This window comes from Polynucleobacter sp. IMCC30063 (assembly GCF_021395235.1).
In the GTDB taxonomy this organism is placed as follows: Bacteria; Pseudomonadota; Gammaproteobacteria; order Burkholderiales; family Burkholderiaceae; genus Polynucleobacter.
Genome location: NZ_JAJVCQ010000001.1, coordinates 880884 through 905842 on the forward strand (window position 1 = coordinate 880884; position 24959 = coordinate 905842).

A 24959-nucleotide genomic window follows, 5' to 3' on the forward strand; every position below is an offset into this window, starting at 1 on the left:
CTAATCAAAGCGGAGAAAACATGAAGATTAAAAACTTTAGTATCGGCCTTACTAGTTTATTAACTTTTTTCTGTACTTTTTATTTTGGTCTTAGTCATGCGCAAACGACTAGCACTTGGCCAAATGGGCAAGCCGTTCGCATTATTGTGCCTTTTCCAGGTGGCGCGAGTACATTAGATTCGGTGGTTCGCGCCATTTCACCAGATATGGGAAAGGTTTTGGGTGTATCTATCATTGTTGATAACAAACCTGGAGCGGGAACGGTAATTGGAGTAGATGCTACTGCCAAAGCAACTGATGGCCATACTGTTGGTGGCGTTGCTAATAGCTTTACGGTAAATCAGAGTTTGGTGAAGAATTTACCTTATAACTTAAATAAGGATTTACAGCCGGTTATTTTGATGGCTAAAACTGCAAACGTGTTGGCTGTGCGCCCAGGTTTGCCGGTGAATAATTTAAAAGAACTTATTGCTTATGCCAAAAAGAATCCAGGAAAGCTATCTTATGGTTCTTTTGGTAATGGCACTACAGCACACTTCGCCGGTGAGATGCTGAAGTCCCAAGCCGGAATTTATGTTGTGCATATTCCTTATCGGGGCCAAGGTCCAGCCCTAACCGATTTGTTGGCGGGTAATATCGATATGATGTTCGGCAATCTACCCGATTTCTTGCCGCATATTAAATCAGGAAAGCTCAAGGCGATTGGTACTACCTATTTAACTCCTGCACCACTAGCCCCTGAGATTCCAACTATTGCCGAGCAAGGTTTTCCAAAATTTGAGACCGATTCTTGGTACGGTATTGTTGCTCCCGTAGGCCTTTCAAGGGATGCCGTAGATAAAGTCAATAGTGCAATTAATCGTGCTTTACAAGATCCCGCTATTAAAAAGAGTTTTTCCGAGCGCGGTATAGAAATTATTGGCGGTACACCGGCAAAATTTGGCGAGCATATTCAGGCTGAAATTGCTAAGTATGCTCAAATTGTTAAAGCTTCTAGTATGACGATTGATTAGCGCAGAACATGAACTCAGCAATCGAATTTACAGCAGGCAATTATCGCTACCTGCCTAGTGTTTTTCAATATTCTGCAGGAGTAGCCGCGCTTCCTACATATCGCCTTGAGCAAATTCGCTTTGAGCGCGCCATACCCTTGCAGGATGGCTTTAGCGCAATCGAAAAACATTTGCGTCAGATAGGACGCCCAATGACTGCTTTTGCTCATTGTGAACTGCGCTCACCTCAGCAATTCGATGATCAAGGTTTTATTGCATTTAATCAGGAGTATGTTAAACAATTGGCGGCCTGGGGAATTTATCAAGCCCCAGTAGATGGGAAGAGCGCTATTAATCCTGTTGCCCGAACCAATGTATGCCCAGAACATCATGGTCCACAAGTCGTTTCCATGTTGGCTTTTACCTATACCGTGCCAGATCCTCTGTCCAAAACTAGTTTTGTTTTATCCGGCGGCGGTGACGCGAGAAAGGGCGCTGAACCTTATAGGGATCGGATCATTGCTTATGGCGATATCTCGCAGGCTGGCCTCAGACAAAAAATGGCTTTCGTTATTGCAGAAATGAATTCTCGATTAACGGCACTGGATTTGACATGGCAGGATGTTACTAAAGTACAAGCTTATTCGATTCATAATATTGCTGATTTAGTGAGAGAGTTACTATCTAAGCCTGATTTAATACCGAATGGACTTTGTTGGCATTTTGCAAGACCACCTGTCGCGGGCTTGGAGTTTGAGATGGATTTGCGCGGCTCTGTTAATGAATTATTTTTGAATGAATAGCAAGATGACTAGTACACCTAAAAAAATCCGCGTAGCTATTGCTGGGCTTGGGGCAATTGGAAAATCACTGGCGACTAAATTAGCAGCAGGAGTCGTTCCAGGAGTTGAGCTCACTGCAGTTTCGGCTAAGAATCACGATAAAGCGCAAGCCTTTGTGAAGACTTTGGCGCACCCCGTGAAGGTATTGCGTATCGACGAACTAGAACCACACGCAGATGTGATAGTGGAGTGCGCACCAGCTGAATTCTTGGGCGATATTATTGGCCCATTTCTAAGGCAACAAAAGAAAGCAATAGTATTATCGGTTGGCGCAATTTTGTTTAGACCTGATTTAGTTGAATTGGCTAAGCAAACTGGTGGAGTAATTATGGTACCTACTGGCGCCTTAATTGGCTTAGATGCCATGGTTGCCGCTGCCGAAGGCAAAATTCATTCTGTGCGAATGATTACCCGTAAACCACCTAAGGGTCTTGAGGGCGCACCTTATTTAATTGAGAATCGTATTTCTGTAGAGGGCTTAACAGAGCCTCTAAAAGTATTTACCGGGAATGCCAAAGAAGCAGCTAAGGGATTTCCAGCTAATCTGAACGTGGTTGTGGCACTAGCATTAGCTGGTATCGGACCAGATAATACATTTTTAGAAATTTGGGCTGATCCGACGGTGACGCACAATACTCATACCATTACGGTTGATTCAGATTCAGCAAAATTTAGTATGACGATGGAAAATATTCCCTCTGAAAATCCACGCACTGGACGTATCGTGGCACAGAGTGTAGTTGCAATGCTAAGAAAGCTCACCTCCCACTTTCAGGTGGGAACTTAAGCGATTTTAAAATCATGCCTATTAATAGGTTTCATAAAGGCTTCAAATGAATTTAACTGTGGAACAAAAAGAATCGATTCGCTTACGGTATTTAGAGGTGGACACATCAAATGTTGCTGATGTTTTAGATAATCTGAATTTATTGCAGCAAGGATTAGCGGCTGACTTTAGACCTTACCCTGAAACTTGCAAGCGCTTGGCAGGGTGGGCCTATACCATTCGAGGGCAAATGACTCCTTATGCTCAAGGTGGTGATGACGATAAGATGGCAGCATGTCAAGGCTTGTCTCCGGGCGAGATTAGCGTGTGGAGCGGCAATGGCGAAGGCATTTGTTATTTTGGCGAGTTAATTGCGCTCGGCATGAAGGAAAGAGGGTGTGTAGGCGCATTACTTGATGGGGGCATTCGTGATGTGCGTTGGCTTGGAGAGCATCAATTTCCTGTATTTGCACGCTATAAAACCTCAGTCCAATCAATAGGAAGATGGAAGGTGAATGCTTGGCAGATACCAGTTTATCTTCGTGGCCATGATGGTAGCAATGTAACCGTACGCCCTGGCGATTTCATTTTGGCAGATGAAGATGGAGGCATTGTGATTCCGGTCGAGATAGTAGAAAGTGTCTTAATCGAGGCAGAGCGTTTAACTGTGATCGAGAAAAATATTCGCACTGAAATTGCCAGCGGACTTAGTCTTGCAGAAGCGTTAAAAAAATATGGACATGTTTAAGGCCTTACTGAATGTCTTCAATTCTGCAAATACTTGACAATTAGCAATGATTCAGATACAGTGTAGGTTCTGGTCAGGACTCGTTCTGACCAAGAGGTCGGAGCTAGAACCAATAGGCTATTGTCAAGGATGCCCGGCCTCTCAAAAGTAATACGTAGTTAACCGCCAGAGACAAACTGGTGAGATCGGGGGAAATCCCCTCCAGCGGAATACTGGTAAACACAGGCTAAGCTGCAGAGATAAGTACTGTCAGTCAATGCCCAAAATTCATTATTGTTACAGAGTTAAAACCAGCTCCACTGGGGTCTTGTTCCGTTCTTTTATTGGTCAAGCTTGGTAATTTTGTTGCCTTGAATGCCTATGCCAGCCATCAATCCTTTTTGACTAAAGATAAATGCGTAAATATCAACTTGTGTGTTGATAGAAGTCATTGATGTCGCAAATCCTTGATCGACGACGACAATGCTCGGACCAGTACCAATTTCAAAGCCTTGAGTCGAATCAAGCGCGTCAAGCGCACTTTCTTTCATAAAAAATAGCACATAGCCATATTGTTGAGCTCCAGCTTGTAATCCAAATGAGCCGCCAGCAGTATTGTAGTAAGCAGTCGGCTTATTTTTTTTCCACAACACACCTTCACCATAGTGGCCACCAATCATAAAGCCTGCTTTAGTAATTACTGGAAAGACGAGAACAGCTATTGCCGATGCATTTAACTTTCTCGCTTCAACATTTTCTTTCAGTAAATTAGTGAGGGCTGTTTTAGAACTATTGTTCAACTCAGATACGTTTACGGCTAAGGCCGAGGGGCTAAATAGCTGTAGAAAAAACAAGCTAGAAATTAGAAAGTAAATACTGCAAATGACTTTTTTCATTGGAATTTAAAGAATTAATTTGATAAAAATAGTTTATTCTATATTTTTTAAATTATATCAAGGTCGCTGCATGAGTCATTCATCTCGCCGTTACTTTTTACAATCGTCCGCAGTTGGAGTTGCTGCCTTAATTGGCAACTCGGCACTCGGGAGCACTCCTGACATTCGCAAAATTACCCCACCGAATTTTAATGACGCTTATTTAGGCCAGCGAATTCTATGCTACCGCCCCATGAGACATGGCTCACCTAATTTAAGTGTAGTAAAAGAGGGAAATAAAATCATTGCCCATAATTATGGCCATGGGGGCAGTGGTTGGACTTTAGGCCCCGGTTCTGCAAACTATGTAAACGAGCTACTGATCAATTCTCAGTATGCGATGGACCTTGCTAATAAAGCTACGCCTATCGCCATCATTGGCGCCGGCGTAATTGGCCTTTTCACGGCATATGATTTAAACAAGCGGGGTTTTAGCAATATTACTATCTATGCTGATCGAGTCGATTCATTAACTTCTCATAATGCTGGCGGCCTACTCGCGCCAGTATCGATGGATAATTCACCTGAGATGCAGGTCACCATCGACCGAATCGGGGTAGAAGCTTATCGCTTTTATGATGGCATTGCTAAAAATAAGAATAAAGACTTTAAAGGGGGCGCATTAATTGTGCCAACTTATTTTAATAATCGCCAAGACTCAGGATTAGAGCCCTATGTTGGAGTTGTTATGCAGCCAGCAAAAGAGGTGATATTGGATTTTGGAAACGGCACCACCAGACCCATGGTGGTTTATGACGATGGTATATATATGGATACAGCTACCCTGATGGGAGAATTGCACCAATATATTAAGGCTAACAAGATTAAAATTGTTAAAAAGAAAATTAATTCTTTTGCAGAGGTTCAGCAAAAATTTATTTTTAACTGTAGCGGCCTAGGATCAAATCAATTAGCAAACGATGCCGAAGTAGTGCCAGTTCAAGGGCATTTAATTATGCTAAAAAATCAAATACCACAAAACATGAATTATATGATTTTGGTTTACTTTGGCGAAGGCAAGACTGAGGCGAATCAAAAGGTAAAACGCTCGTTCTATATTTTTCCTAAACGCTTAGCTAACTCAACACCCAAAGATATTGGGGTTATAGGCGGCACATTTATTGAGGGAGGCAATCCAAATACGCCCAATCTTAAAGAGTTTGATTTGCTGCTGAAGGGGGCGAAGGAGTTTTACGGCTTAAGCTAAAAATTGCTTTATCAGTTAGACTAAGAATTCCCATATCTTATGGGTAAAAATAAGTAAAAAAATAACAAGAGGAGAGCACAATGTATTTTTATAAATCTATCTTAGGATCAGTTCTAATACTTAGCGCTGGTGCAGTGCATGCACAAGCTTCAAGCTTTAATGGCGCATTTGGGCAGCTTGGTATTGGATATGAGCAATCATCGCCAAGTTCAGTTAGTAGCTCAGCCGCATTTAATGGATACGCCATTCCCGCTAACTCATCCATGGGAAATTCAAGTTATTTAATTGGCACAGGTTCGGTGGGTTATTACGCCGATATTGCTAAAGGGTATTTATTAGGCGTCGGCGCCGAATATACCTTAGGAGGTAGCGCGCAAAATTATACGGAGTCAGGGAGCATACGAGGTACAACTTATAGTTCGGGAAATTATTATTACCAAAAAAACTATTCTTATAATATTTTTCTCTCTCCTGCCATGGTGGTTGGCACGAATGGCTTAGCGTATTTGAAGGTTGGTTATAGCGGTGCGCAGTACAAGCAATTTACATCCTTATCGTCTAATTACACTGGCTATTCATTGGGTCTTGGATATAAGCAAATCATTTCAGGCGGTCTCTATGGTTTTGGCGAAGTAAATTATGCAAATTACGGCAACCAAACTGTTTCTACTAGTGCAAGAGTAAATACTGGCGCTACAGGTACGGGGGCTATCGATACCTTAACAGCCTCTGGCACCAATGGGATGAGTACTTTAAATTTCCTGGTTGGCGTAGGATATAAGTTTTAAGTGTTTCAGAAGTCTTAGAATTATCAAGGGCTAAATCAGTAATCCCCCGCTAGAAATGGTGGGGGTTTTTTATTAGAAGAATCGTAAGAAATTTATTTTGCATGATTACTGCTTCTCGAATATCCCAGTTTAAGAATTGATCACATTAAAAGCGAAATATATTATTAACATTAAATTGAAAAAGAAGAGCTATTGCATAAATCGAATGAAATTGTAATTGTAGGAGACGGATTTGCTGCCGCCATCATGGTTATCCATCTTTTACGCAAGGGAGTCCCTGCTTCATCTATTACTCTTATTGGGCCAGGAGAAATCGGACGCGGAAATGCCTATTCCTGTGCGAGCCAATCGTATCGGCTTAATGTTCGCGAGGATCTACTCATTACTTTTTCAGATGATCCTTTGCATTTTGCAAGGTGGGCACAGAGCCATATTCATGACCCAGAAGCAAAAACGACAGCTGGATATTTTTATAGGCGGCATGATTTTGGCCGTTATATTTCTGAACTAGTGTCGCATGAATTAGGTTTGCGGCAACTGAAACGTATCCCCACCAAGGTTACGCAAATTCTTCGTAGAGGAGATGATTGGACTCTTAGTCTAAGTAATCAGGATCAGCTCATCGCTAAACAGCTCATTATTGCAACAGGTAATGCGCCACCTAGCTGGCCTTGTAATGTAAATACAAAGCTTGCTTCCCCAACTTGGATTCATACTCATCTGGTAGAAAATCCATGGGCCGGCGAGTATCTGCAAGAAGTAGGATCTCATGAAGATATTATTTTGCTCGGCGGCGGATTAACGGCGCTTGATGCGATAAACGCGCTTGTAGAACAGGGTCACCGCGGCATGATTTATGTAATTAGCCCACGAAAAATCTTTCCTCCAGTTCAAGCGCCGTGGCAAAGACAGCAGGAGCCTAAATGGCCTAAGCAGTTAAGCCCACGACGCTTTATCCGGTTTATGCGTGAGTATCTTCCCTCTGTTGATGCAGCTACTTCAGAATGGCAATGTTCTTGGGAAGAATTAAGGGTTAATTTAAATACGATTTGGCAGCAATTTTCTTCTAAACAGCGTCTTATTTTATTGAAACGGGTAGGTTGGATCTGGTCTTTATACCGCTTTCGGGCCTCACCTCAAACCATTGCTAGCTATGAGCAATTAAGAGCAAAAAATCAGATTCATTTCATCTTGGGTCGAGCACAGCTAATTAGCTGTGCTGAACCTAATATTAAAGTGCTACTAGATAATGGTTACGAGGCAGTAGGTGAGAGAATAATTAATTGCACGGGTGTTGGGGTCGATCCTTTATTGAGCAATTTGATCACTAGCCAACTTGCCATACCTGACGATCTACAGCAATCAATTGCAGTAGACACCAATCTCCGAGTGCTCGACTCGAATCAAAAAGCATGGGAGAACTTGTGGCTAATTGGTCCAGCCACAATGGGCAGTTTGGGCGATGTCGTAGCCGCGAGCGCCATTACTAAGCAGGCGGAGCAATTAGCAGAGCAGATGAAAATGCGTGTGTAAAGCTCTGGAGCACACTCTATTAATTTGTCTCTAAAACTGATCTAATTTATGCATGAATTTACATAAAACATCAGCCAAGCTCCTCAATATAACCGCTAGGAACGGAAAAGCTGGTAGCATGATGCCTAAGTTGATTGCTGGTGAAAAAAGGGAAGATCAAACCACTATTTCAGTTACAAAAATCTGATCTTAAAATAGGCTTTATTAAATATTCTTCTTATGAGCAAAGATAAAAAGTTTTTACCAAATTTTATAAAACAAAATATAAATCTAAGGATTAGCATAAGCGTTATATTTCTAATGCTAATTATTCCTGCATTTATTACTTTTATTTTTTATTCTTATCGCACTAACTATTTAATCTATAAGCAAAATGCAATTAATTTAGTTGTGAGGGCAAACGAAGAATCAATTCATAGTTTAATTGAATTTCTTGATCCAATAGTGGATGCGGTAAGAGTGACTTCAAAGATGGTTGCCTCCAATCCTGAGTTGATAAATCAAGAAAAGATTACTGAGCATAGTATTGTTAATTTAGAAAATAATTTAAATGTAGTAAGCTATTTTTTATCTTCAAAAGATGGCTCATTTAGACAGGTACAAAGGACTAATCAGGCCATTCCCATTGCAGGACGTGTTCCTCCGGAGGGATCACAATATGTGAGTTGGGTGATTGATCGTAGTAAAAATCAGAATGGAGAGTCTACCTATACCTTTTTTAAGTCCTGGGGTGATGTGATAGCAAAGTTCACATCCCCAAACAAATATGATCCTCGAGAAAGACCTTTTTATAAAGGCATAACTAAAAATTTCTCAGAAGGAAAGTTTGATATACCTCTAATAGAGGACCCATATTTTACTAATAGCACTAAACAAGCTGTTATTAGCATTAGCCATCCTATTACAGTCAGTAATCAACTATTAGGAAGCGTCACTGCTCAAGTTAAAGTTGCATCATTTGCTGATTTTTTACTCAAAAATAAAATTAGCAAAAATAGTCAGACTATTATTTTTAACGAACAGGGCGATGTAATTGTTCACCCTGAAGTAAATTTAGGTTTTATTAAAGAAAAAGATACTTTAGTACCTAGGAAGATTGTAGATCTAGATTCATCTCCTGCTTCGGTAGCTAAAAAAATATATGACCAAATTGGATCGAAACAGATTGAATTTACTTTTGGGGAAAATAAAGTTCCCTATCTTGCAAATTTTAATTCTTTTCCTGCCAATTATATAAAGCCTTGGATCGTCATGACAGTTGTTCCTCTAGATGATTTTATGGCTGAGCTTAATATAATCAATCAAAGGTTAATTATCTTTGGTATCTTTGCATTTATCTTAATTGCATTTCTGACATTCTATTTTTCGAAACTGATATCTAAACCTTTAGAATCCCTCACAACTGAAATTCAAAATATATTCACTTTTAAAAGTGATGATTATCCACAGGTTACCTCTAGTATTTATGAAATTAGTACATTATCTAATGCTATCAAAAGGTTAAAGTCGACAATAGCTGCCTTTACTTCTTATGTACCTAAGGACCTTGTCAATGACCTGTTAAGTTCAGGCAAAGCTATTGAGCTAGGTGGTGAGAGTCGTTATCTCACTGTTTTATTCTCAGATTTAAAAGACTTCTCCACGCTATCTGAAATCACCCCTTCCAGAGAGCTACTATTACGAGTTTCCTCGTATTTAGAGTTAATGACGTATGCCATTAAGGAAGAGGGCGGAACAATTGATAAATTTATTGGCGATTCAGTCATGGCCTTTTGGGGCGCCCCTTTATTGGATCAAAATCACGCCTACCATGCCTGCGTAGCTGCTTTTAAGACCAAAAGACGCATGGTTTTCTTAAATGAAAAACTAGTTGCAGAAGAAAAGCCTCCCTTAGTCGTGCGCATTGGTATTCATTCTGATGCGGTTTTGGTGGGTAATATTGGCTCAGCTGAGCGCTTAAGCTATACCGTCATGGGCGATGGAGTCAATATAGCAGCACGCCTAGAGGGTATCAATAAAGAATTTAATACTGACATATGTATTAGCCACTCCCTCTTTAAGGAGGCCGGTGAAAGATTATGGGTTAGGCCAATTGACCAAATTACCGTCAAAGGCCGTAAGGGCGAGTTAATTATTTATGAATTAATGGGGATTCAGGATGGCGATGCTGAAACCGCCCCAACAGAGATTGAAAAAGAGCTTTGCATCTTTACCAAGAAAGCATTTGATCTCTATATGAATGGCTCTTATGTTGAGGCACTCGTCATTTATGAGGATTTAGTACTTCGGTTTGATGATGGCCTAGCTGCAGTAATGGTTGCTAAGTGTCGTAATAAGATTAACTGAGGGCAGTCTAAGCATCTGGTTTCAAGATAGAAAAAATTAATTTATTTTCTAGTTGCCTTACACTTCTCTCAATACACTGCATCGTGATCGCCAACATTGATCAGAACAATTTCATTTTCAGTAATAATCATTTCAATGGTGATGCGGTATTTCAAGTTGATGGAAATACTTTGTAACCCTTCTAGTCTTCCAGTCAAGCCATACAGGCGTAGTGAAGGATGATGTGGGTTGAGTTCTAATAACTCTAATGTTTTGGCGTATTGACTTTCTACATCGGGGCGACGCTTTAAGAACTTAGCCGCCCGCCTGTTGTACTGCTCAGTAAAGATTAACTGCCAAATCATTATGCAGATTTATTGATTTGCTTTAGGCGTTTAATATGCTGAGCCACTGTTTCTTTAACAAAGCGACCTTGTACCAAGTCACTTTTAGATTCAGCTAGTGCAGCTTCAAGCTCGCATTCGCGAAGATATTGATATTGCTGCTGACTCATCACCACATACTTTACTTGTCCACGCACCCAACGAATTAAAAGAATGTTGTTCCACTTTAAACCCTTATTAATTCAATGGGTTATAAGTGTCAAGGTGACTAGTTTAGTCAATCTGTTACTCAGCGGTTATGCCAGTAAGGCGAATAATTTCAGCCCATTTTTTATTTTCGTTAATCATATATAGGGCAAAGCTTTGCGGACTTTGACTTGGTGTGACTAAATTGCCAGCATCTTCATAGGTATTTTTAAGGGCTTTGATATTCAGGACTTTGGTGATTCCTTGAAATAATGTGTCGATCTTATCTCGAGGTGTTTTGACTGGAGCCCACATTCCAAACCATGATTCTTGAATTGTCAGTTCATTTTTCATAATCTCATTGAGGGTTGGAACTTCCGGTAATTGAGCTAGTCGATTTTTACTCGTCACAGCTAGTGCACGGACTTTTCCACCCTTTACCAACGGAACAGCTGTTCCCGCTATAGGAAATGCAAACTGTGTATCACCTCGAATTAGAGATGTAGCAATTTCTACTGATCCTTTTAATGGGATATGTGTTACCTTTAAATTGTTCAGTGTGACGAAGGTGGCGCCTGCAATATGCGCTGAAGTTCCAATACCGCCTGATCCATAGTTCATGGAACCTGGGTTAGCTTTGGCAGCAGCGATCACATCCTCAGCTCGCTTGTAAGGCGAATCTGCAGCAACCATCATCACTGTTGGGAAAGAGTACATATTACTAATGGGTGCAAAATCCGCCAATGGATTAATTGAAATTTCTGGCTTAATGATTTTTTGAATTAATTGTATGTTTGATCCAAGCATAAGTGTATAGCCATCAGGCGCTGACTGGGCCGCATATTGAGTCGCAAGCACTCCGCCAGCCCCAACTTTATTCTCAACAATGATTGTTTGTTTGAAAGCTTCTCCTAGATAAGGCGCTGCTTGTCTCAACTGAATATCAGGACCACCACCTGCTGCGTAGGGGCAAACTATTTTGATCGAATTACTTGGAAAACCTGCTTCAGCATAAGATGTTAAAGGGTAAAGACCAATGCTGGGGATAGTAATGAGAAATTCTCGACGCTTCATATTGGCTCCTAGCTTTCTTTTTTCTAATTTGCAAATCTTATTTAGTCATATCAATTACTATTCTGCCCTTTGATTTTCCTGCCAAGGTGAGATCTAGGTGATGCGCTAACTTTTCTATGCCAATTATGCTGGCGATTTCTTTTAAATGGGTAGGGCGATATTCGTTGGCAATCTTCTTCCAGATTTTTTCTCTTATATTCATGGGAGAATTAGCATTAATGCCTATTAAACGTATTCCTCTAAGAATAAAGGGTACAACAGTAGTATCTAGTTCTGCTCCACCAGCATTTCCAAAGGCAGCAATTATTCCGCTTGTTTGCATGACACGAGTAAGCCAAGATAGGGTATATCCACCGACAGAATCGATCGCCCCAGCCCATTGGGCTTTTTCAAGGGGTTTAAATGAGCTCTCTGGCGAAATGCGGCCAATGACTTCTGAGGCACCAAGGTTTTTAAGATATGCCGTCTCGTTCGGCTTTCCACTCATGGCGGTAACTTGGTAACCTCTTTGAGACAACATATCGATGGCAATAGTAGCGACACCTCCTGTTGCGCCGGTTACTAGGATTGGACCGCCTTGGGTATTTAGACCATTTAGTTCCATTAAGTCTAAAGATAGCCCTGCCGTGTATCCAGCAACACCAATAGTGGCAGCATCAAGTAGAGTGAGGCCTGACGGCAACTTCATAACCCAATCTGCGTTCACTCGCGCGTATTCTGCATGACCACCATCATGATCAACCCCAATTCCGCAGCCATTTACTAATACTTCATCTCCTGGGCTAAAGCGTAAATCATGTGACTCGACAACGATTCCAGTTAGGTCAATGCCACTAATTCTTGGCCATTCACGTACGACATTGTTAAGACCTTTTGAAGCGAGTGCATCCTTGTAGTTAATACTAGAAAATGCCACCTTGATAATCACATTGCCAGGACTCAAAGAATCCAATTGGATGGACTCAATTTTTCTAGTGACCACACCGTCAATGGAGTGAAGGCGAAAAGCTTTAAAAATGCCTTGCATATTATTGAGCTTTAATATTGGCTTGCTTGGTAACCTGTGACCACTTAATAGTCTCTGCTTTAATGTGGTCAGCAAATTCAGTTGGGGTGCTACCGATAATCTCGACCCCCTGTTTTTGGAGGTTATCACGTACTTCAGGATCCTTTAGAGCAGTTTGTATAGCATTATTTAGCCGCTCAATAATGGGATTTGGGGTTCCGGCAGGCGCCAAAATTCCCCACCAAGCATATGCTTCCATTGGATAACCAAATTCTTTCAAAGTGGGTACATTGGGCGTAAAACTAGACCTTGCCGGCATAGCAATTGCTATTGGCATTGCATTTCCAGCCTTGACTTGAGCCATTACTGGGCCGTAATTATCAAAGCTTAGCTGAACTTGACCCCCAATGAGGGCCGTCGTTGCCTCTGAACTTCCTTTGTAGGGGATATGCTGAAGATTGCTTTTTGAGTCGCTTTTAAAAAGCTCACCCGCCAAATGTGCGCTACTGCCATTTCCTGGTGATGAATAAGATAAGCCATTAGGAGTTAATTTCGATTGAGCGATTAAATCAGGAACATTTTTAATACTAGAATTACCAGGTACGAAGATATAAACAGGTACCTTAGTTATGAGGTTAACCGGTATTAAATCCTTTTGAGCATCGTATGGCAATTTATCAAACAAGGCCACATTCGTTGCTAAGTTGGCTGTTCCCATCAATAGGGTATAGCCATCTGCAGGAGCTTTGACGACTGAAAGGGTACCAGTTTGCGTAGAAGCTCCAGGTTTATTTTCAACAATGATAGGTTGGCCAAGTAATTGCCCTAATTTTTGGCTAATTGCTCTTGCTGCAGAATCAGTGCCACCACCAGCAGCATAAGGAACAATGATTTTAATAGGGCGATTGGGGTAGTTAGCTGTTTGTCCCCAAGTTGTAATGGGACTAACTAAGCCGAGTAAAAAGACGATAGTTGAATAAAATTTGATTTTCATAATTTTTCCAAAATAAGAGTGTTAGTTCAGGGAAAGTCCAGCATGTTTAAACGTATTTCTGGCGATATTCAGTTGATGTATTTGGCTTGTTCCTTCGTAAAGGCGGAATAGACGAACATCTCGGTAAAATCTTTCAATCGGATTATCAGCAATATAGCCATAACCCCCCAACATCTGCACACATCGATCGGCAACTCTTCCACACATCTCAGAGGCAAAATATTTGCAAATGGAGGCCTCCATCGTGACATCTTCTCCTGCATCTCGTTTGCGAGCGGTTTCTAAAACAAGTGCTTTAGCGGCATAAATTTCGGTTTGACAATCTGCAATCATGGCTTGCACCAACTGAAAGGCGCCGATGGACTTACCAAATTGTGTTCTAAGGGATGTATATTTCACAATTTCATCTAACATTCGAATAGCAGGACCAATACAAAGTGCTGCCAAATGGATGCGTTGCTTATTCAATACTTTCATTGCGGTTTTAAAGCCTGCGCCTTCTACCCCAATAAGGTTGCTAGCAGGAATGCGGCAGTTTTCAAAATATACTTCTGAAACTGGGGATCCTGCTTGCCCCATTTTTTTGTATGGACTGCCAACAGTAAGGCCTGGTGTATTTTTTTCTACTAAAAAAGCAGAGACACCATCAGCTTTAGGCTTATTTTGATCTGTTCTTGCCATGACCGTAAAAAGATCGGAAATAGGTGCATTAGTAATAAAGCATTTAATACCATTTAGGATGAAATCACCCCCATCTTTACGTGCCGAAGTTTTTAAAGAGGCTGCATCTGAACCCGCGTCAGGCTCGGTAATAGCGAAGCAGCCAGTAATTTCTCCGCTAGCCAATCTAGGCAAATATAATGCTTTTTGTGATTCTGATCCATCAGCAACTAATGCTTCCGACCCAATTCCTGTATTGGTCCCCACCCGCGCACGAAAGGCAACAGAGCATTGAGATAGTTCTATTGCAGCTAAGACTAGTTCTTCTGTAGTCATGCCAAATCCACCATAGGCCTCTGGGATTGAAAATCCAAATAGTCCAAACTCAGCCATATCGCTCACGATATCAGTGGGTACTTCATCGCGTAAGGCAACCTCTGCTTCTCGAGGAATAAGCTTATTTTTGCAATATTTTTTTAGTGAATCTAAAAAAGAAGAGAATTCGTTTGGGTTGCGAATCATAGTGCCTCCTTAATCAAAATAGTGAAATGCACTACGAAGCTTCATTACTAAATTCCCCATACCGTCGACTTACCCATTCTGCGATTAAACAAGGCCGCTCTTTACCTTCTTGTTCCATAGAAACATTCCAAATAATTTGTACGCCCCCTTTAAATGCCTCTAAAGACATTAAGGTGAAATGAGCGCGAACCCTTGCATTAACTAAAACTGGATCCGTAAATCTAACTTTGTTAGTTCCATAATTAATAGATAGGGTAACGCCATCGATGAGAACAGTATCTGTAAAAAAACGACTTAATAATGAGAGGGTTAAAAAACCATGAGCAATAGTGACTCCATAGGGAGAATCTTTTGCTGCTCTTACTGGGTCTACGTGTATCCATTGATCGTCTCCGCCAGCCTCAGCAAATAAATTAATACGCTCTTGAGTAATCGTCTGCCAATCGGAAGGAGGAAGTTGTTTACCAACCCAATTTTTTAATTCATTAAGAGAGTTAAGTTTAATTTTATGCATGCAATATTCCTTTTAGATAACCTTGTCAGCTTTTAGTTGGGAAATTTCTTCGTTGCTCAAACCAAGTTCAGAATAAAAAGAAATATTGTGCGCACCAGTTTTTGAGCCGCTATGGGGAATATATTCGGCAACGCCAGAAAAGCGCGGCACTATGCAAGGCGCTGGAATACTGCCCAGATCTTCATCGGGAAGTCGGATGATGGCTTTACGTTCTTTAAAGTGGGGATCATTTAATACATCATCAATCCCATAAACTTTGGTAAAGGGCACCTCATTCTTGTTAAGAATTACTGCTAAGTGTTCAAAAGTCTGAGAAGAACACCAGTTAGAAATAATTTGGTCTAATTCATCCAAGTTTTTTAGGCGCGACTGATTATTAGAAAATTTAGAATTGTTTGCTAATTCATCCACTCCCATTGCAGAGCAGAACCGCTTAAATATTGGTTCGGATGAGCCTACGACGCTAATCCAAACATCATCTGATGTTTTGTAAATATTAGAAGGCGCCGTATATGTCGCCCGTGATCCAGTGCGCGCTCGAATGTAATTTAATTGTTCATATTCAGCTGCGAGAGGGTCAAGTAGGCGCATCATTGCTTCGGTTGCTGACAGGTCGATTTCTCGACCGACTCTATTTTTCGACTGAGAGCTTTCAACTAAAGCGGCCGCAATAGAAAAGGCTCCAAATAGGCCAGAAACTACATCTCCTAATGGGTAATTCATGTGCTGAGGGGGGCCTTCTGCCATTCCCGTTAGGTTTGTAAAGCCGCTCATCGCCTCAAATATTCGAGCAAAACCTGGCCGTCTGGCATAGGGTCCAGTTTGGCCAAACCCAGTGAGACGAAGAATAATAAGTTGCGGATTAGCTTGATGTAAGGTTTTGATATCAAGCCCCCACTGATCGAGGGTGCCAGTTCTAAAATTTTCTACTAGAACATCAAAAAGGGGCAGCATCCTTAGAAAAATTTCTCGTCCCTTAGGTTTGCGCACATCCAAAGTAATGCCTTGTTTACCTCTATTAGTGACTTTCCAATATAAAGAATGATGATCCTTCATTGGGGCAAAAGTTCTTAAGGGATCATTGCTCGCAGGCAACTCTAATTTAGTGACTTCAGCGCCTAGGTCGGCACACAGCGTCGCTGCAAATGGACCGGCAATAACGGTGGCCATATCCAGAATGCGAACACCAGATAAAGGACCTTTATTACTACTATGTATTTGTGGCGTGTTCATATTGATTTAAGTGCGTTTTAGTAAGCAATTCTATTGAATCAGAGAAAATTAGGGCTATCCGTGTGTTTCGCCTAGCGAAACAGTTGTTAGAATATATTGTGATCCCCAATGACCATAAAGAGGATCTAAGTTCTTGAAGAGGGGTAAAGAAATGATCGATCGTCAGTTTGCAATTAACCTTAGTAGGGGCCTAGAGGTGTTAAGGGCATTTAATCCGGCCGATCAATTATTAGGGAATCGAGAGTTATGTGAAAAAACTTCGCTCCCCAAGGCAACTGTTTCACGCTTAACTTATACGCTTGAAAAATTAGGATACTTACTAAAAGTAGATCGCTTGCAAAAGTATCGGCTTGGTCCGGGGGTTTTGATGCTGGGCTATCCCATGTTAGCTGGAATGGAAATTCGTCATTTGGCGCGCCCTCATATGGAGAAATTAGCATCTAAAACTAAGTGGACGGTTAATTTAGGGATGCTTGGGCGTCTTGAGGTTGTGTATATAGATGCAATGCGTCTTGATCGACGGAATTTTTTAAAGCCTGACATTGGTAGTAGTAGACCCCTTTTAACAACTTCGATAGGACGTGCGCTATTGCTCTCATCTTCTGAAAAAGATCAACTCGCTATTCTGAATAGATTAAAAATTACTTACCCAATACAGTACCGTAAAGATTTACATCACTTTCATCGAGATAAAATATTTTATGCAAATAATTCCTATTGCCTTAGTCTTGGGGATTGGGAGTCAAAAGTTTATGCTGTAGCTGTGCCGCTGAGGGTTGGAAGTAGCGATGATCCGGCTGTCGCTTTAAATTGCACATTAAGTGGCTCAAAGTTGACCGAACTAAAGATACATAAAACTATCATTCCTCACTTGTTAGAAGCAAAACATAATATTGAGAAAGATAGCGGAAGAATTTTTATCAGTAGGAAATATTAAGTTGATTACTAAATATTTATCTAAATAAGGACATAGCTATGAATGATGAATGTATCGATTTAAAAATGAAGGATGGTGTAGCGCTTATTTTTCTGAACCGACCAAATAAGCATAATGCATTGAATGACCAGATTAGGCATGAGCTTCTTATTGCCCTTGAGTCAATAACAATCGATGAAAAAATTCATGCCGTTATTTTGAGTGGTAATGGGACTAGTTTTTGTGCGGGCGGTGATATTGAGGTGATGGCTAAAAGACTAGAGTTACCGCCCGGGGAAATAGCCATGAAAGGCTGGAAGCGGCATCAAGAAATTCAGAGATTAATTACCCTAATTCACAATATGCCAAAGCCAATGATTGCAGCAGTAAATGGGCCAGCTTTTGGATTGGGGGCCGATTTAGCATTGGCATGCGATTTCATCATCGCTAGTGAAAATGCAGTATTTTGCTGGTCTTATATTGAGAGAGCTGTTATTCCAGATGGAGGTGGAATGTATTTTTTGCCTCGACGGGTAGGAATGAGTTTGGCTAAAGATCTAATTTTTTCAGGGAGAAGAATCAAATCTGAAGAGGCAATGAAAATCGGTATTGCAGATCGTTACTCAGCATCTAGTGATTTACTATTGAATGCTGAAAAATGGGCGAATTCATTCAAAGACACTGCTAAGCCCGCCTTTGTACTGGGTAAGCGTATCGTAAATCAAAGTTTTGAGTCGACACTTGATGAAATATTTTCCCTAAGTAACATGGCTCTAGGCATCTGTTTTTCTTCTGTCGAGCACCGTAAATCTGTAGAAAATTTTCTAAAAAAATAAGCAAAAATCACCAAGTGTGCAACAGATTTTGGGGCTACTTGGCGACGGGTTTGGTGTCCAACGTCAGCAACTATGAGACAAATAGGGGTTCATCTTTTAACCTAAGGAGAGCAGATGTACAACAAATTCAAATTTGGGCTTATCTAGGAAATTGGTATCGATTCAAGTAGGTGTCATAATGGAGCTCTAATTAGGGGAAGCCATGGCCATCAAAGATCCGGCGTTAAGAATTGCAACAGTGGGGTTAGTTGTTAGCTCATTATTTTTAGTTAGTGAACCAGTATCAGCCCAATGGATTTTTGCTGCTAAGCATATAGAAGGTCGGATTAACCAACTAACTCAAGATGATCAAAATGGAAAGCCTGCAGCTCAAATGGCTACGGTTGTTTTAAATGCCCCAGCAAGTAAAGTTTATGCAACAGCAATTAATCTAGCTAAGCAAAACCAAGCAATCACTATCGTTTCTCAAGATGCTTCAACTTTAAAACTGAAAGTGTCAGAAAATAATAAAAGCATTACCTTAAAAGTTGTTCCATTAAGTGACCAATCTGCTGAAATCATGATTTCAGCGAGTGCCCCCGCTGATGGAGATGCATCAAGTACCTCAACCGCAGCCGCATCGATACTAAAAATTTGTGCCCAAATGAATAAAAAATGTTCCTTAGGGGCAAATTAGCGTTTCAATTAGCTGGGCGCGCCATCTTAATCACTTCACCTTCAGCATTAGGGTTGCCAGGGGGAATTAAAAACCCAAGGCGAACTAGTTTATGCATTATGCGTGACGCCAATTTATTTTTTCTACTTTAGATTACTTAAAATAATCTGCAATACTTGCAAAATTAATAATAAGACGAGAGGTGATAAATCAAGTGAACCTAGATTGGGTATTGCTCGTCGAATAGGCCTAAGAAGTGGTTCAACTAAAAGAGATATAAGGTATTGGATTGGAGAGCCAGCACTGATCCAAGAGAGAATGACGCTTGCAAAAACTAGCCAAATGAGACCTGAAATGGTTAAGTCTAAAAGCTCAATCGAGGTAATAATCAGCGAAGATGCAGTCAAAGGTATTAGCCCAGATATCCAAGATAGGATAATTGTTTTGCCTAAAACTAGAACATAGGCAGCAAGAAAACTAGCAGTGTCGAATCGGCCTGGGCTAGGGATAATTCGGCGAATTGGCAGAATGATCCAATTGGTGAGAGGGAACAAATAAGACCCAATGGATTTAATTTGACCAGCCCCAAGATTAGATCCAAGCCATTGGATATAGCATCGCAAAAGACAGGCTCCGGCGACAATGCTTACAAATACTTGAAGTAGTAGGTTTATGATTTGTATCAACATCTCCTCATTGTAGGGGGTGTTAGCCCTAGAGATCCCATTTAGTCCCAAGTTCAAGACCTAGTGCCCCATCAGCAAAGCAAACCCTCACTAGAATTGGTGGGGTTTGTCTTTTAAAGCGCTTCTAAAGTAATGGTTTATCCTCTCAAGGATGCCGTAATGTTGGTTTGCAATCAAAATTAATCCATCATTTGCAGCAAATTATGATTCACCCTCATGATGAGATTTTTTTTCGCAAGCCGCCTATATTAAAAAGATGGTGAGCTGAAATTCGCTGCAATGTAGCGTGCAATTTAACACTATGATTTCTTTATGAAAAAAGTCGATCACACCCATATTCTTTTTAGCTTTGTTCTTATGGCCAGTGCCTTGTATTTCCTCCTTGGCTCTTCTCCTAGCCAAAGCGCGCCTATTTCTTTGATCCCTACAGTACAAATTGGTAATTTGATTTGGGATCAGACCGAGATGACTATTGGGGATGTCAAAGGTTTTGCATCTAGCTTTAATTTTGTCAGTGCTGCCGAGAAAAATGGAGGTGGCCTTTCTTATGAAGGAGGATTTGTAAAAAAACCTGGCTGGATCTGGAAAACGCCTTATGGGGTACCGGCAAAAGAAACTGAGCCCGCAGTACATCTCAATCAAAAGGAGGCTGACTCTATTTGCCGTTTCTATGGCAAGCGCTTGCCAACAGATGCAGAGTGGACTTCAGCGGCATTTTTAGAGCAGCGAGCTAACCCGCCAACTGGATATATCAAAGGGCAGCGCTATTCATATCCAGGAGGGGTGAATCCGACTACTTCTCATTGCTTAAGTGGCTGCGGTGATTATAGGGGCTTAGCTCCAGCGGGCGCACTCAATCGTGGCACAGGTCATGTTCAGGTTGGTACAACTAAACCCGGTGTTAATGGTTTATATGACATGGGCGGTAACGTCTGGGAGTGGACCGCTACTGAGCATAATGGTGGATATATTACCCGCGGTGCATCTTGGTGGTACGGGCCTGAGCGGCAACAAGAATCTGATGTCGAATCAAAGCCAAGTGATATAGCAGTGGTTTATATTGGCTTTCGGTGTGTGGCTGACGCCGTCCTAAAAAAATAGTAGATAGGATTTACTCGTCTTCAACGATTGCCCAAGTACTATCGCCTAATTTTTTTACAGCCATTGAATAAATCCACTTATTAGGGATTCCACAGCTCCAATCTTTAGGCCCATTCTGAATTAATAGATTCACAGAATTACGTTCATCATAATAAAGATGATAAGTTTTTCCATGAATTGGGTTAAAGCTAAACTTTGCACAATGCACCATTTCAGTTGCATATAGTCTTGCCTGTAAAGCTCTGGCCTGCTTCATCAAAACTTCAGCCTGCTCCATAATGCGGTCATACTCTAACTTTGCATTTTGTCGTGCAACATTAACCGCTTTATCTTTCTCTTCAACCACTTTAATCGGTGCAAAAACTGGGGCACCAACTTCCATTGGGTATTCAATACCAGCATGTCTGGCTGGATCGGTATCTTCTATTCTCACCATAACTCCTATAAATTAATAACTAAGGACATTAATTAGTAAGTGTAAAACTTATTTACTAAATTGGCTGGTAGCTATATTAAAGCCCATCCAACTGACTTAATAATTCTTGGGCATGCTTTTTTATAGCCTTTTGATCGGGATCACTAATCTTTTTTAAATTCGCCGTCATTAATCTAGTCCGAGGGTTTGCATCAAACTGTGCGCGATGCTTGATCAGAAAATTCCAATAGAGCGTTGTTATTGGACAAGCAGTTTCACCAAAACGAACCTCTGGTTTATATTTGCATGAACCACAATAATTACTCATTCGCTTAATATATGCACCGCTCGCAATATAGGGTTTACTTGTAAATCTTCCCCCATTAGCAAATAAAGCCATGCCAACTGTATTAGGAAGCTCAACCCACTCAATGGCATCAACATAAATAGCTAAATACCAATTACTAACTTCACTTGGGAGTATTTCGGCTAGCAAAGCAAAGTTACCAGTAACCATTAAACGCTGAATATGGTGTGCATAGCCATACTCAAGTGTTTGTTTAATCGTATCTTTCATGCAGGCCATACTAGTTTTACCCGACCAATACCACTTCGGTAAAGGACGCTGATGGTTGTAATAATTAGCTTGGCTCATTTGTGGCATGTCAAGGTAATACATGCCTCGTACAAATTCTCTCCAACCCAAAATCTGCCTTATAAAACCTTCAACAGTAGATAAATCTAAGCCATATTTTTTCCAAGCAATTAATACGGTCGCAATAACCTCGCGCGGATTCAGTAACTTAAGATTCAGTGCGCTAGACAGCAGTGAATGCCAACCAAACGGGGTGTCAGTCCACATGGCATCTTGAAAAGTTCCAAAATTCTGCAAGCGATATTTAACAAAATAATTTAAGGCCTTTAGGGCCTGATCTCTTGTTACGGGCCAATAAAATTGATCTAAATTTCCAGGATGATCTTTATATTTCTTATTTACATAAGCCAAGACCTTCCGAGTGAGTGGATCTGGCTCAAATGTAGGTGGAGGATCAATTATTCCAGGGCCCTTTTTAGGATAGGGTTTACGATTATCTTGGTCAAAATTCCATTGCCCGCCCTCGGGATTGCCGTCAGCATCGACCAAGATGCCGTGAGTTTTACGCATCAAACGGTAGAAGTATTCGAGCCTTAATTCTTTTTTACCAGCAGTCCAGTTGACGAAATCTTGGCGTGAACAAAAGAAATGTTCATCCTCCCGCATCTCAAGTTCTAAGCTTAAGTCCTGTGCTAGCTCTGTTATAGCAACCTTTAAGCGCCACTCCCCTGGCAGAACGCAAACTAGGCGTGAAATTTTTTTATGAATAAGCTGCTGCCGCAAGACCTCCACAATGGGTAGCGTAGATTCCTTTATGTAGGTAAGGGGATATTGCCGCTCTTCTAGGGCCTGCGCAAAATGCCGCATGGCAGATAAAAATAATGCAATTTTAGCCTTATGTGACCAAACATACTGGGCCTCGTTTATCGATTCAATCATGATGATTTCATCATTTTTTGCGTTGAAGTCTTTGAGCGCCGACCCCTGAAGATCTAATTGATCGCCCAGAATTAAGATCAGCCTATTTAAATTTTTCATTTTTTCCAGAAATACATCAATTAACGCAAAATTTTGGCATCGTGCAAGTTTAAGACTTATTTACTAAACTAGTACGGTATAGAAAAATGGCCTAAAACCCCCATAAACTGCTAAACCCTTCAATTCCTAATTAAAAAAATTCTAAATGATCGGGAAAATTCGTCAGAAAATGATTTTGCATTCATCACCCATTAATAAGCAGATATACGAATTAATTTGTCCAATTTGTGAGCGTCCTATTCCCGATTCACAAAAAGATGCCCATCATTTGGTTCCAAAATCTAAAGGTGGCAAAACGACTGAATACCTGCACCGTATTTGCCACCAACAAATTCATGCTCACTTTACAGAAACTGAATTAGCAAAAGAATTAAATAACGCCTCAAGCCTTAGGAACCAAGCTGAAATTAAAAAATTTATTAGTTGGGTCAAATCTAAACCTAATTACTTTTATGAAAAAACCCGTAAAAGCGCTCGTCTCAAAATAAACTAACTACTTTGTATTAGTTGTCGCTATTTTGCTTTAAATCTAAGAGTATTACTTGTTTTTTATATCGCCCAGATAAAGCTTTCTTAATAATTTTATAAATATCAAGATCAAATTCGGCATCCCCAAAAGCGGCTAATTCGTATAGCTCATCTTGATTAATAGCGACACCTAGGTAGCACCATTTATCAATTACGATCATTTCATTGCCCTCTTGAATTGCTATCGCTCCAGAATAAGGCCAGATTTGAACCTTATATAAATCCATAGCTGTTTTTAACTGTAGGTTATGTATTTCGATTGGTACGACACCTACACAAGCTCCGCTACATTGTTTTACTTGATATCCAAAACAAGACTTGCCTTCAATCTGCTTCTCTAGGCAAAGTAATGCCTCGCAAAGTCGATACTTTTTCGAAATTGCCTTTAAATAAGCATTTGCATCCCTCTTGCTATAAAACAAACCATATAAGTTTTCTTGCAGTCCTGGAGATAAATTATGGTGAGTTATTAGTGATGGCCTGAGTACTCCAATTGCATCCCTCTCTAAACTCCAAGCGCATAGGTCCTTAGAGCGACGTAACTTTATATTCATGCTAGGCATACGTTCTTTGATTAATCTTGACTCTAAAATTAGAGCGCTTAATTCTCCGCTAGTTTCAATCCAATCTATGTCTCTAACTTGGAGTGAAAGCTTCATTTCCTTACGTTGTGTTAAGGCGCTTTGAAAATGTCCCATTACCCTACTTCGCATAGCAATGCTTTTCCCAATATAAAGTGGATTCTTATTTTCGCCATAAAAGATATAGCAGCCTGGGCCATCTGGAATTGAGTCAATTAATACTTGATCTATATTTGATGGCAAACTAGCGTTACCTATTAATTGATTTAAGGCCTCAAGAAGGCGCTCTTTTCCAACTGCTTGCTCACATACTCGCCAAAACTGTAAAAGTAAGTCCGCATCTCCCAATGCACGATGTCTAGCGCTCACGCTCAATTGATGTACGTTGATGATGGTATCCAAATTATGGCGAGGCTGATCAGGAAATAGTAGCCTTGAAAGCTTTACAGTGCATAAAACTTTAGGCTTAAATTCAATACCTATTCGCTTGAAAGAGGCTTTGATAAATCCATAGTCAAAACGGGCGTTATGTGCCACAAAGACTTTACCCTGTAACCCCTCTTTTATTTTTGTAGCAAGTTCCTCAAAAATAGGTTGATCTGCCACCATTAATGGTGATATACCGGTAAGACGTTGAATATGCTGAGGAATAAAAATTTGTGGGTTGACTAATGCCTCCCACGTGCTGATTTCTTCGTTAGCTAAGGTTTTGATCCCTATTTCTGTAATCCGATCACGCTCAAAATGAGATCCCGTAGTTTCAATATCAACAAAAGCAAGTTCAGGATAGTGACATTCCTTTTTTAACATACATAATCGTAATTTATTTGAATATAGGGTGCAGTTATTTAAGACTTGGACGTCAATTTCTTGGGATCTGATTCTTGTGTTTGTTTGCTGATCGTATCTATGCCTAAACTAGGGGCGACCATCTTCTCTCCATTCCATACCTGGCCGCAC

The 24959-nt window shown here is 40.7% G+C and carries 26 protein-coding genes; 13 read left to right on the forward strand and 13 right to left on the reverse strand.

Annotation, left to right across the window (positions count from 1 at the left end):
- The first annotated feature begins 20 nt into the window (after window positions 1-20).
- Genes LZG75_RS04485 through LZG75_RS04500 form a run of 4 tightly spaced genes read left to right on the forward strand, consistent with a single transcriptional unit; the run spans window position 21 to window position 3348 of the window.
- Window positions 21-1013: a tripartite tricarboxylate transporter substrate binding protein gene (locus tag LZG75_RS04485; protein WP_233935659.1), complete on the forward strand. Its 993-nt coding sequence runs from the start codon at window positions 21-23 to the stop codon at window positions 1011-1013.
- Between the two features lie 8 nt (window positions 1014-1021).
- Window positions 1022-1795, forward strand: a complete 774-nt coding sequence (locus tag LZG75_RS04490; RefSeq protein ID WP_233935661.1) for a hypothetical protein — start codon at window positions 1022-1024, stop codon at window positions 1793-1795.
- Window positions 1796-1799: 4 nt separating this feature from the next.
- Window positions 1800-2621, forward strand: a complete 822-nt coding sequence (locus LZG75_RS04495; protein WP_233925201.1) for an aspartate dehydrogenase — start codon at window positions 1800-1802, stop codon at window positions 2619-2621.
- Between the two features lie 46 nt (window positions 2622-2667).
- Window positions 2668-3348, forward strand: coding sequence for an RraA family protein (locus tag LZG75_RS04500; protein WP_233935662.1), 681 nt, complete (start codon window positions 2668-2670; stop codon window positions 3346-3348).
- Window positions 3349-3668: 320 nt separating this feature from the next.
- Here LZG75_RS04500 and LZG75_RS04505 read toward each other — a convergent pair whose 3' ends face one another.
- On the reverse strand, window positions 3669-4223 hold the full coding sequence (locus LZG75_RS04505; protein WP_233935663.1) for a YSC84-related protein: 555 nt from the start codon (window positions 4221-4223) through the stop codon (window positions 3669-3671).
- A gap of 70 nt (window positions 4224-4293) precedes the next feature.
- Here LZG75_RS04505 and LZG75_RS04510 point away from each other — a divergent pair, with 70 nt between their 5' ends.
- The 4 genes from LZG75_RS04510 (at window position 4294) to LZG75_RS04525 (ending at window position 10136) form a co-directional block, all read left to right on the forward strand.
- Window positions 4294-5469, forward strand: coding sequence for an FAD-dependent oxidoreductase (locus tag LZG75_RS04510; RefSeq protein ID WP_233935664.1), 1176 nt, complete (start codon window positions 4294-4296; stop codon window positions 5467-5469).
- Window positions 5470-5549: 80 nt separating this feature from the next.
- Window positions 5550-6257 carry an outer membrane beta-barrel protein gene (locus LZG75_RS04515; protein WP_233935665.1) on the forward strand — a complete coding sequence of 236 codons (708 nt, stop codon included), beginning with the start codon at window positions 5550-5552 and terminating at the stop codon, window positions 6255-6257.
- A gap of 192 nt (window positions 6258-6449) precedes the next feature.
- Window positions 6450-7790 carry an FAD/NAD(P)-binding protein gene (locus tag LZG75_RS04520; RefSeq protein WP_233935666.1) on the forward strand — a complete coding sequence of 447 codons (1341 nt, stop codon included), beginning with the start codon at window positions 6450-6452 and terminating at the stop codon, window positions 7788-7790.
- Window positions 7791-8009: 219 nt separating this feature from the next.
- The gene (locus LZG75_RS04525) at window positions 8010-10136 is read left to right on the forward strand and encodes an adenylate/guanylate cyclase domain-containing protein (RefSeq protein WP_233935667.1); all 2127 of its coding nucleotides are present in this window, start codon (window positions 8010-8012) and stop codon (window positions 10134-10136) included.
- A gap of 68 nt (window positions 10137-10204) precedes the next feature.
- On the opposite strand, the gene LZG75_RS04530 is transcribed toward LZG75_RS04525, so the two are convergent.
- The 8 genes from LZG75_RS04530 to LZG75_RS04565 all read right to left on the reverse strand — a co-directional run bounded on the left by LZG75_RS04530 (window position 10205) and on the right by LZG75_RS04565 (window position 16648).
- Window positions 10205-10480: a hypothetical protein gene (locus tag LZG75_RS04530; protein WP_233935668.1), complete on the reverse strand. Its 276-nt coding sequence runs from the start codon at window positions 10478-10480 to the stop codon at window positions 10205-10207.
- On the reverse strand, window positions 10480-10629 hold the full coding sequence (locus LZG75_RS04535) for a hypothetical protein (RefSeq protein ID WP_233935669.1): 150 nt from the start codon (window positions 10627-10629) through the stop codon (window positions 10480-10482). The genes LZG75_RS04530 and LZG75_RS04535 overlap by 1 nt, the downstream gene beginning before the upstream one ends.
- 115 nt (window positions 10630-10744) lie before the next feature.
- On the reverse strand, window positions 10745-11719 hold the full coding sequence (locus LZG75_RS04540) for a tripartite tricarboxylate transporter substrate binding protein (protein ID WP_233925189.1): 975 nt from the start codon (window positions 11717-11719) through the stop codon (window positions 10745-10747).
- Window positions 11720-11756: 37 nt separating this feature from the next.
- Window positions 11757-12746 carry an acryloyl-CoA reductase gene (locus LZG75_RS04545; RefSeq protein WP_233935670.1) on the reverse strand — a complete coding sequence of 330 codons (990 nt, stop codon included), beginning with the start codon at window positions 12744-12746 and terminating at the stop codon, window positions 11757-11759.
- Window position 12747: 1 nt separating this feature from the next.
- Window positions 12748-13719, reverse strand: a complete 972-nt coding sequence (locus LZG75_RS04550) for a tripartite tricarboxylate transporter substrate binding protein (RefSeq protein WP_233925187.1) — start codon at window positions 13717-13719, stop codon at window positions 12748-12750.
- A gap of 21 nt (window positions 13720-13740) precedes the next feature.
- Window positions 13741-14901 (reverse strand): acyl-CoA dehydrogenase family protein, encoded by a 1161-nt coding sequence (locus tag LZG75_RS04555; RefSeq protein WP_233925186.1) that lies wholly within the window; start codon window positions 14899-14901, stop codon window positions 13741-13743.
- A 31-nt stretch (window positions 14902-14932) separates the two neighbouring features.
- The gene (locus LZG75_RS04560; RefSeq protein WP_233925185.1) at window positions 14933-15415 is read right to left on the reverse strand and encodes a MaoC family dehydratase; all 483 of its coding nucleotides are present in this window, start codon (window positions 15413-15415) and stop codon (window positions 14933-14935) included.
- Window positions 15416-15427: 12 nt separating this feature from the next.
- Window positions 15428-16648 (reverse strand): CaiB/BaiF CoA-transferase family protein, encoded by a 1221-nt coding sequence (locus LZG75_RS04565; RefSeq protein ID WP_233935671.1) that lies wholly within the window; start codon window positions 16646-16648, stop codon window positions 15428-15430.
- Between the two features lie 151 nt (window positions 16649-16799).
- On the opposite strand from LZG75_RS04565, the gene LZG75_RS04570 reads away from it, so the two are divergent.
- The 3 genes from LZG75_RS04570 (at window position 16800) to LZG75_RS04580 (ending at window position 19076) form a co-directional block, all read left to right on the forward strand.
- The gene (locus tag LZG75_RS04570; RefSeq protein WP_233935673.1) at window positions 16800-17585 is read left to right on the forward strand and encodes an IclR family transcriptional regulator; all 786 of its coding nucleotides are present in this window, start codon (window positions 16800-16802) and stop codon (window positions 17583-17585) included.
- 38 nt (window positions 17586-17623) lie between these two features.
- Window positions 17624-18400, forward strand: a complete 777-nt coding sequence (locus LZG75_RS04575; RefSeq protein WP_233925182.1) for an enoyl-CoA hydratase/isomerase family protein — start codon at window positions 17624-17626, stop codon at window positions 18398-18400.
- Window positions 18401-18602: 202 nt separating this feature from the next.
- Window positions 18603-19076, forward strand: coding sequence for a hypothetical protein (locus tag LZG75_RS04580; protein WP_233935679.1), 474 nt, complete (start codon window positions 18603-18605; stop codon window positions 19074-19076).
- 122 nt (window positions 19077-19198) lie between these two features.
- Here LZG75_RS04580 and LZG75_RS12315 read toward each other — a convergent pair whose 3' ends face one another.
- A complete protein-coding gene (locus tag LZG75_RS12315) occupies window positions 19199-19744 on the reverse strand; it encodes a YggT family protein (RefSeq protein WP_233925178.1) in 546 nt (181 codons plus the stop codon).
- A gap of 309 nt (window positions 19745-20053) precedes the next feature.
- Between LZG75_RS12315 and LZG75_RS04590 the strand changes: the two genes are divergently transcribed.
- A complete protein-coding gene (locus LZG75_RS04590; protein ID WP_233935684.1) occupies window positions 20054-20842 on the forward strand; it encodes a formylglycine-generating enzyme family protein in 789 nt (262 codons plus the stop codon).
- A 10-nt stretch (window positions 20843-20852) separates the two neighbouring features.
- Here the strand turns inward: LZG75_RS04590 and LZG75_RS04595 are convergent, their stop codons facing one another.
- The gene (locus tag LZG75_RS04595; RefSeq protein ID WP_233935686.1) at window positions 20853-21278 is read right to left on the reverse strand and encodes a DUF2452 domain-containing protein; all 426 of its coding nucleotides are present in this window, start codon (window positions 21276-21278) and stop codon (window positions 20853-20855) included.
- A 76-nt stretch (window positions 21279-21354) separates the two neighbouring features.
- Complete coding sequence (locus LZG75_RS04600; protein WP_233935688.1) at window positions 21355-22890, reverse strand: cryptochrome/photolyase family protein; 1536 nt, start codon at window positions 22888-22890, stop codon at window positions 21355-21357.
- Window positions 22891-23035: 145 nt separating this feature from the next.
- Between LZG75_RS04600 and LZG75_RS04605 the strand changes: the two genes are divergently transcribed.
- Window positions 23036-23383: an HNH endonuclease gene (locus LZG75_RS04605; RefSeq protein ID WP_233925172.1), complete on the forward strand. Its 348-nt coding sequence runs from the start codon at window positions 23036-23038 to the stop codon at window positions 23381-23383.
- A gap of 10 nt (window positions 23384-23393) precedes the next feature.
- On the opposite strand, the gene LZG75_RS04610 is transcribed toward LZG75_RS04605, so the two are convergent.
- Window positions 23394-24809, reverse strand: coding sequence for an exonuclease domain-containing protein (locus LZG75_RS04610; RefSeq protein WP_233925171.1), 1416 nt, complete (start codon window positions 24807-24809; stop codon window positions 23394-23396).
- Window positions 24810-24959 lie beyond the last annotated feature (150 nt).

Bases quoted from the DNA above. Each gene is read 5' to 3' on its own strand.
- LZG75_RS04485 (WP_233935659.1), top strand. From the start codon at position 21: ATGAAGATTAAAAACTTTAGTATCGGCCTTACTAGTTTATTAACTTTT.
- LZG75_RS04490 (WP_233935661.1), top strand. From the start codon at position 1,022: ATGAACTCAGCAATCGAATTTACAGCAGGCAATTATCGCTACCTGCCT.
- LZG75_RS04495 (WP_233925201.1), top strand. From the start codon at position 1,800: ATGACTAGTACACCTAAAAAAATCCGCGTAGCTATTGCTGGGCTTGGG.
- LZG75_RS04500 (WP_233935662.1), top strand. From the start codon at position 2,668: ATGAATTTAACTGTGGAACAAAAAGAATCGATTCGCTTACGGTATTTA.
- LZG75_RS04505 (WP_233935663.1), bottom strand. From the start codon at position 4,223: ATGAAAAAAGTCATTTGCAGTATTTACTTTCTAATTTCTAGCTTGTTT.
- LZG75_RS04510 (WP_233935664.1), top strand. From the start codon at position 4,294: ATGAGTCATTCATCTCGCCGTTACTTTTTACAATCGTCCGCAGTTGGA.
- LZG75_RS04515 (WP_233935665.1), top strand. From the start codon at position 5,550: ATGTATTTTTATAAATCTATCTTAGGATCAGTTCTAATACTTAGCGCT.
- LZG75_RS04525 (WP_233935667.1), top strand. From the start codon at position 8,010: ATGAGCAAAGATAAAAAGTTTTTACCAAATTTTATAAAACAAAATATA.
- LZG75_RS04530 (WP_233935668.1), bottom strand. From the start codon at position 10,480: ATGATTTGGCAGTTAATCTTTACTGAGCAGTACAACAGGCGGGCGGCT.
- LZG75_RS04535 (WP_233935669.1), bottom strand. From the start codon at position 10,629: ATGAGTCAGCAGCAATATCAATATCTTCGCGAATGCGAGCTTGAAGCT.
- LZG75_RS04540 (WP_233925189.1), bottom strand. From the start codon at position 11,719: ATGAAGCGTCGAGAATTTCTCATTACTATCCCCAGCATTGGTCTTTAC.
- LZG75_RS04545 (WP_233935670.1), bottom strand. From the start codon at position 12,746: ATGCAAGGCATTTTTAAAGCTTTTCGCCTTCACTCCATTGACGGTGTG.
- LZG75_RS04550 (WP_233925187.1), bottom strand. From the start codon at position 13,719: ATGAAAATCAAATTTTATTCAACTATCGTCTTTTTACTCGGCTTAGTT.
- LZG75_RS04555 (WP_233925186.1), bottom strand. From the start codon at position 14,901: ATGATTCGCAACCCAAACGAATTCTCTTCTTTTTTAGATTCACTAAAA.
- LZG75_RS04560 (WP_233925185.1), bottom strand. From the start codon at position 15,415: ATGCATAAAATTAAACTTAACTCTCTTAATGAATTAAAAAATTGGGTT.
- LZG75_RS04565 (WP_233935671.1), bottom strand. From the start codon at position 16,648: ATGAACACGCCACAAATACATAGTAGTAATAAAGGTCCTTTATCTGGT.
- LZG75_RS04570 (WP_233935673.1), top strand. From the start codon at position 16,800: ATGATCGATCGTCAGTTTGCAATTAACCTTAGTAGGGGCCTAGAGGTG.
- LZG75_RS04575 (WP_233925182.1), top strand. From the start codon at position 17,624: ATGAATGATGAATGTATCGATTTAAAAATGAAGGATGGTGTAGCGCTT.
- LZG75_RS04580 (WP_233935679.1), top strand. From the start codon at position 18,603: ATGGCCATCAAAGATCCGGCGTTAAGAATTGCAACAGTGGGGTTAGTT.
- LZG75_RS12315 (WP_233925178.1), bottom strand. From the start codon at position 19,744: ATGTTGATACAAATCATAAACCTACTACTTCAAGTATTTGTAAGCATT.
- LZG75_RS04590 (WP_233935684.1), top strand. From the start codon at position 20,054: ATGAAAAAAGTCGATCACACCCATATTCTTTTTAGCTTTGTTCTTATG.
- LZG75_RS04595 (WP_233935686.1), bottom strand. From the start codon at position 21,278: ATGGTGAGAATAGAAGATACCGATCCAGCCAGACATGCTGGTATTGAA.
- LZG75_RS04600 (WP_233935688.1), bottom strand. From the start codon at position 22,890: ATGAAAAATTTAAATAGGCTGATCTTAATTCTGGGCGATCAATTAGAT.
- LZG75_RS04605 (WP_233925172.1), top strand. From the start codon at position 23,036: ATGATCGGGAAAATTCGTCAGAAAATGATTTTGCATTCATCACCCATT.
- LZG75_RS04610 (WP_233925171.1), bottom strand. From the start codon at position 24,809: ATGTTAAAAAAGGAATGTCACTATCCTGAACTTGCTTTTGTTGATATT.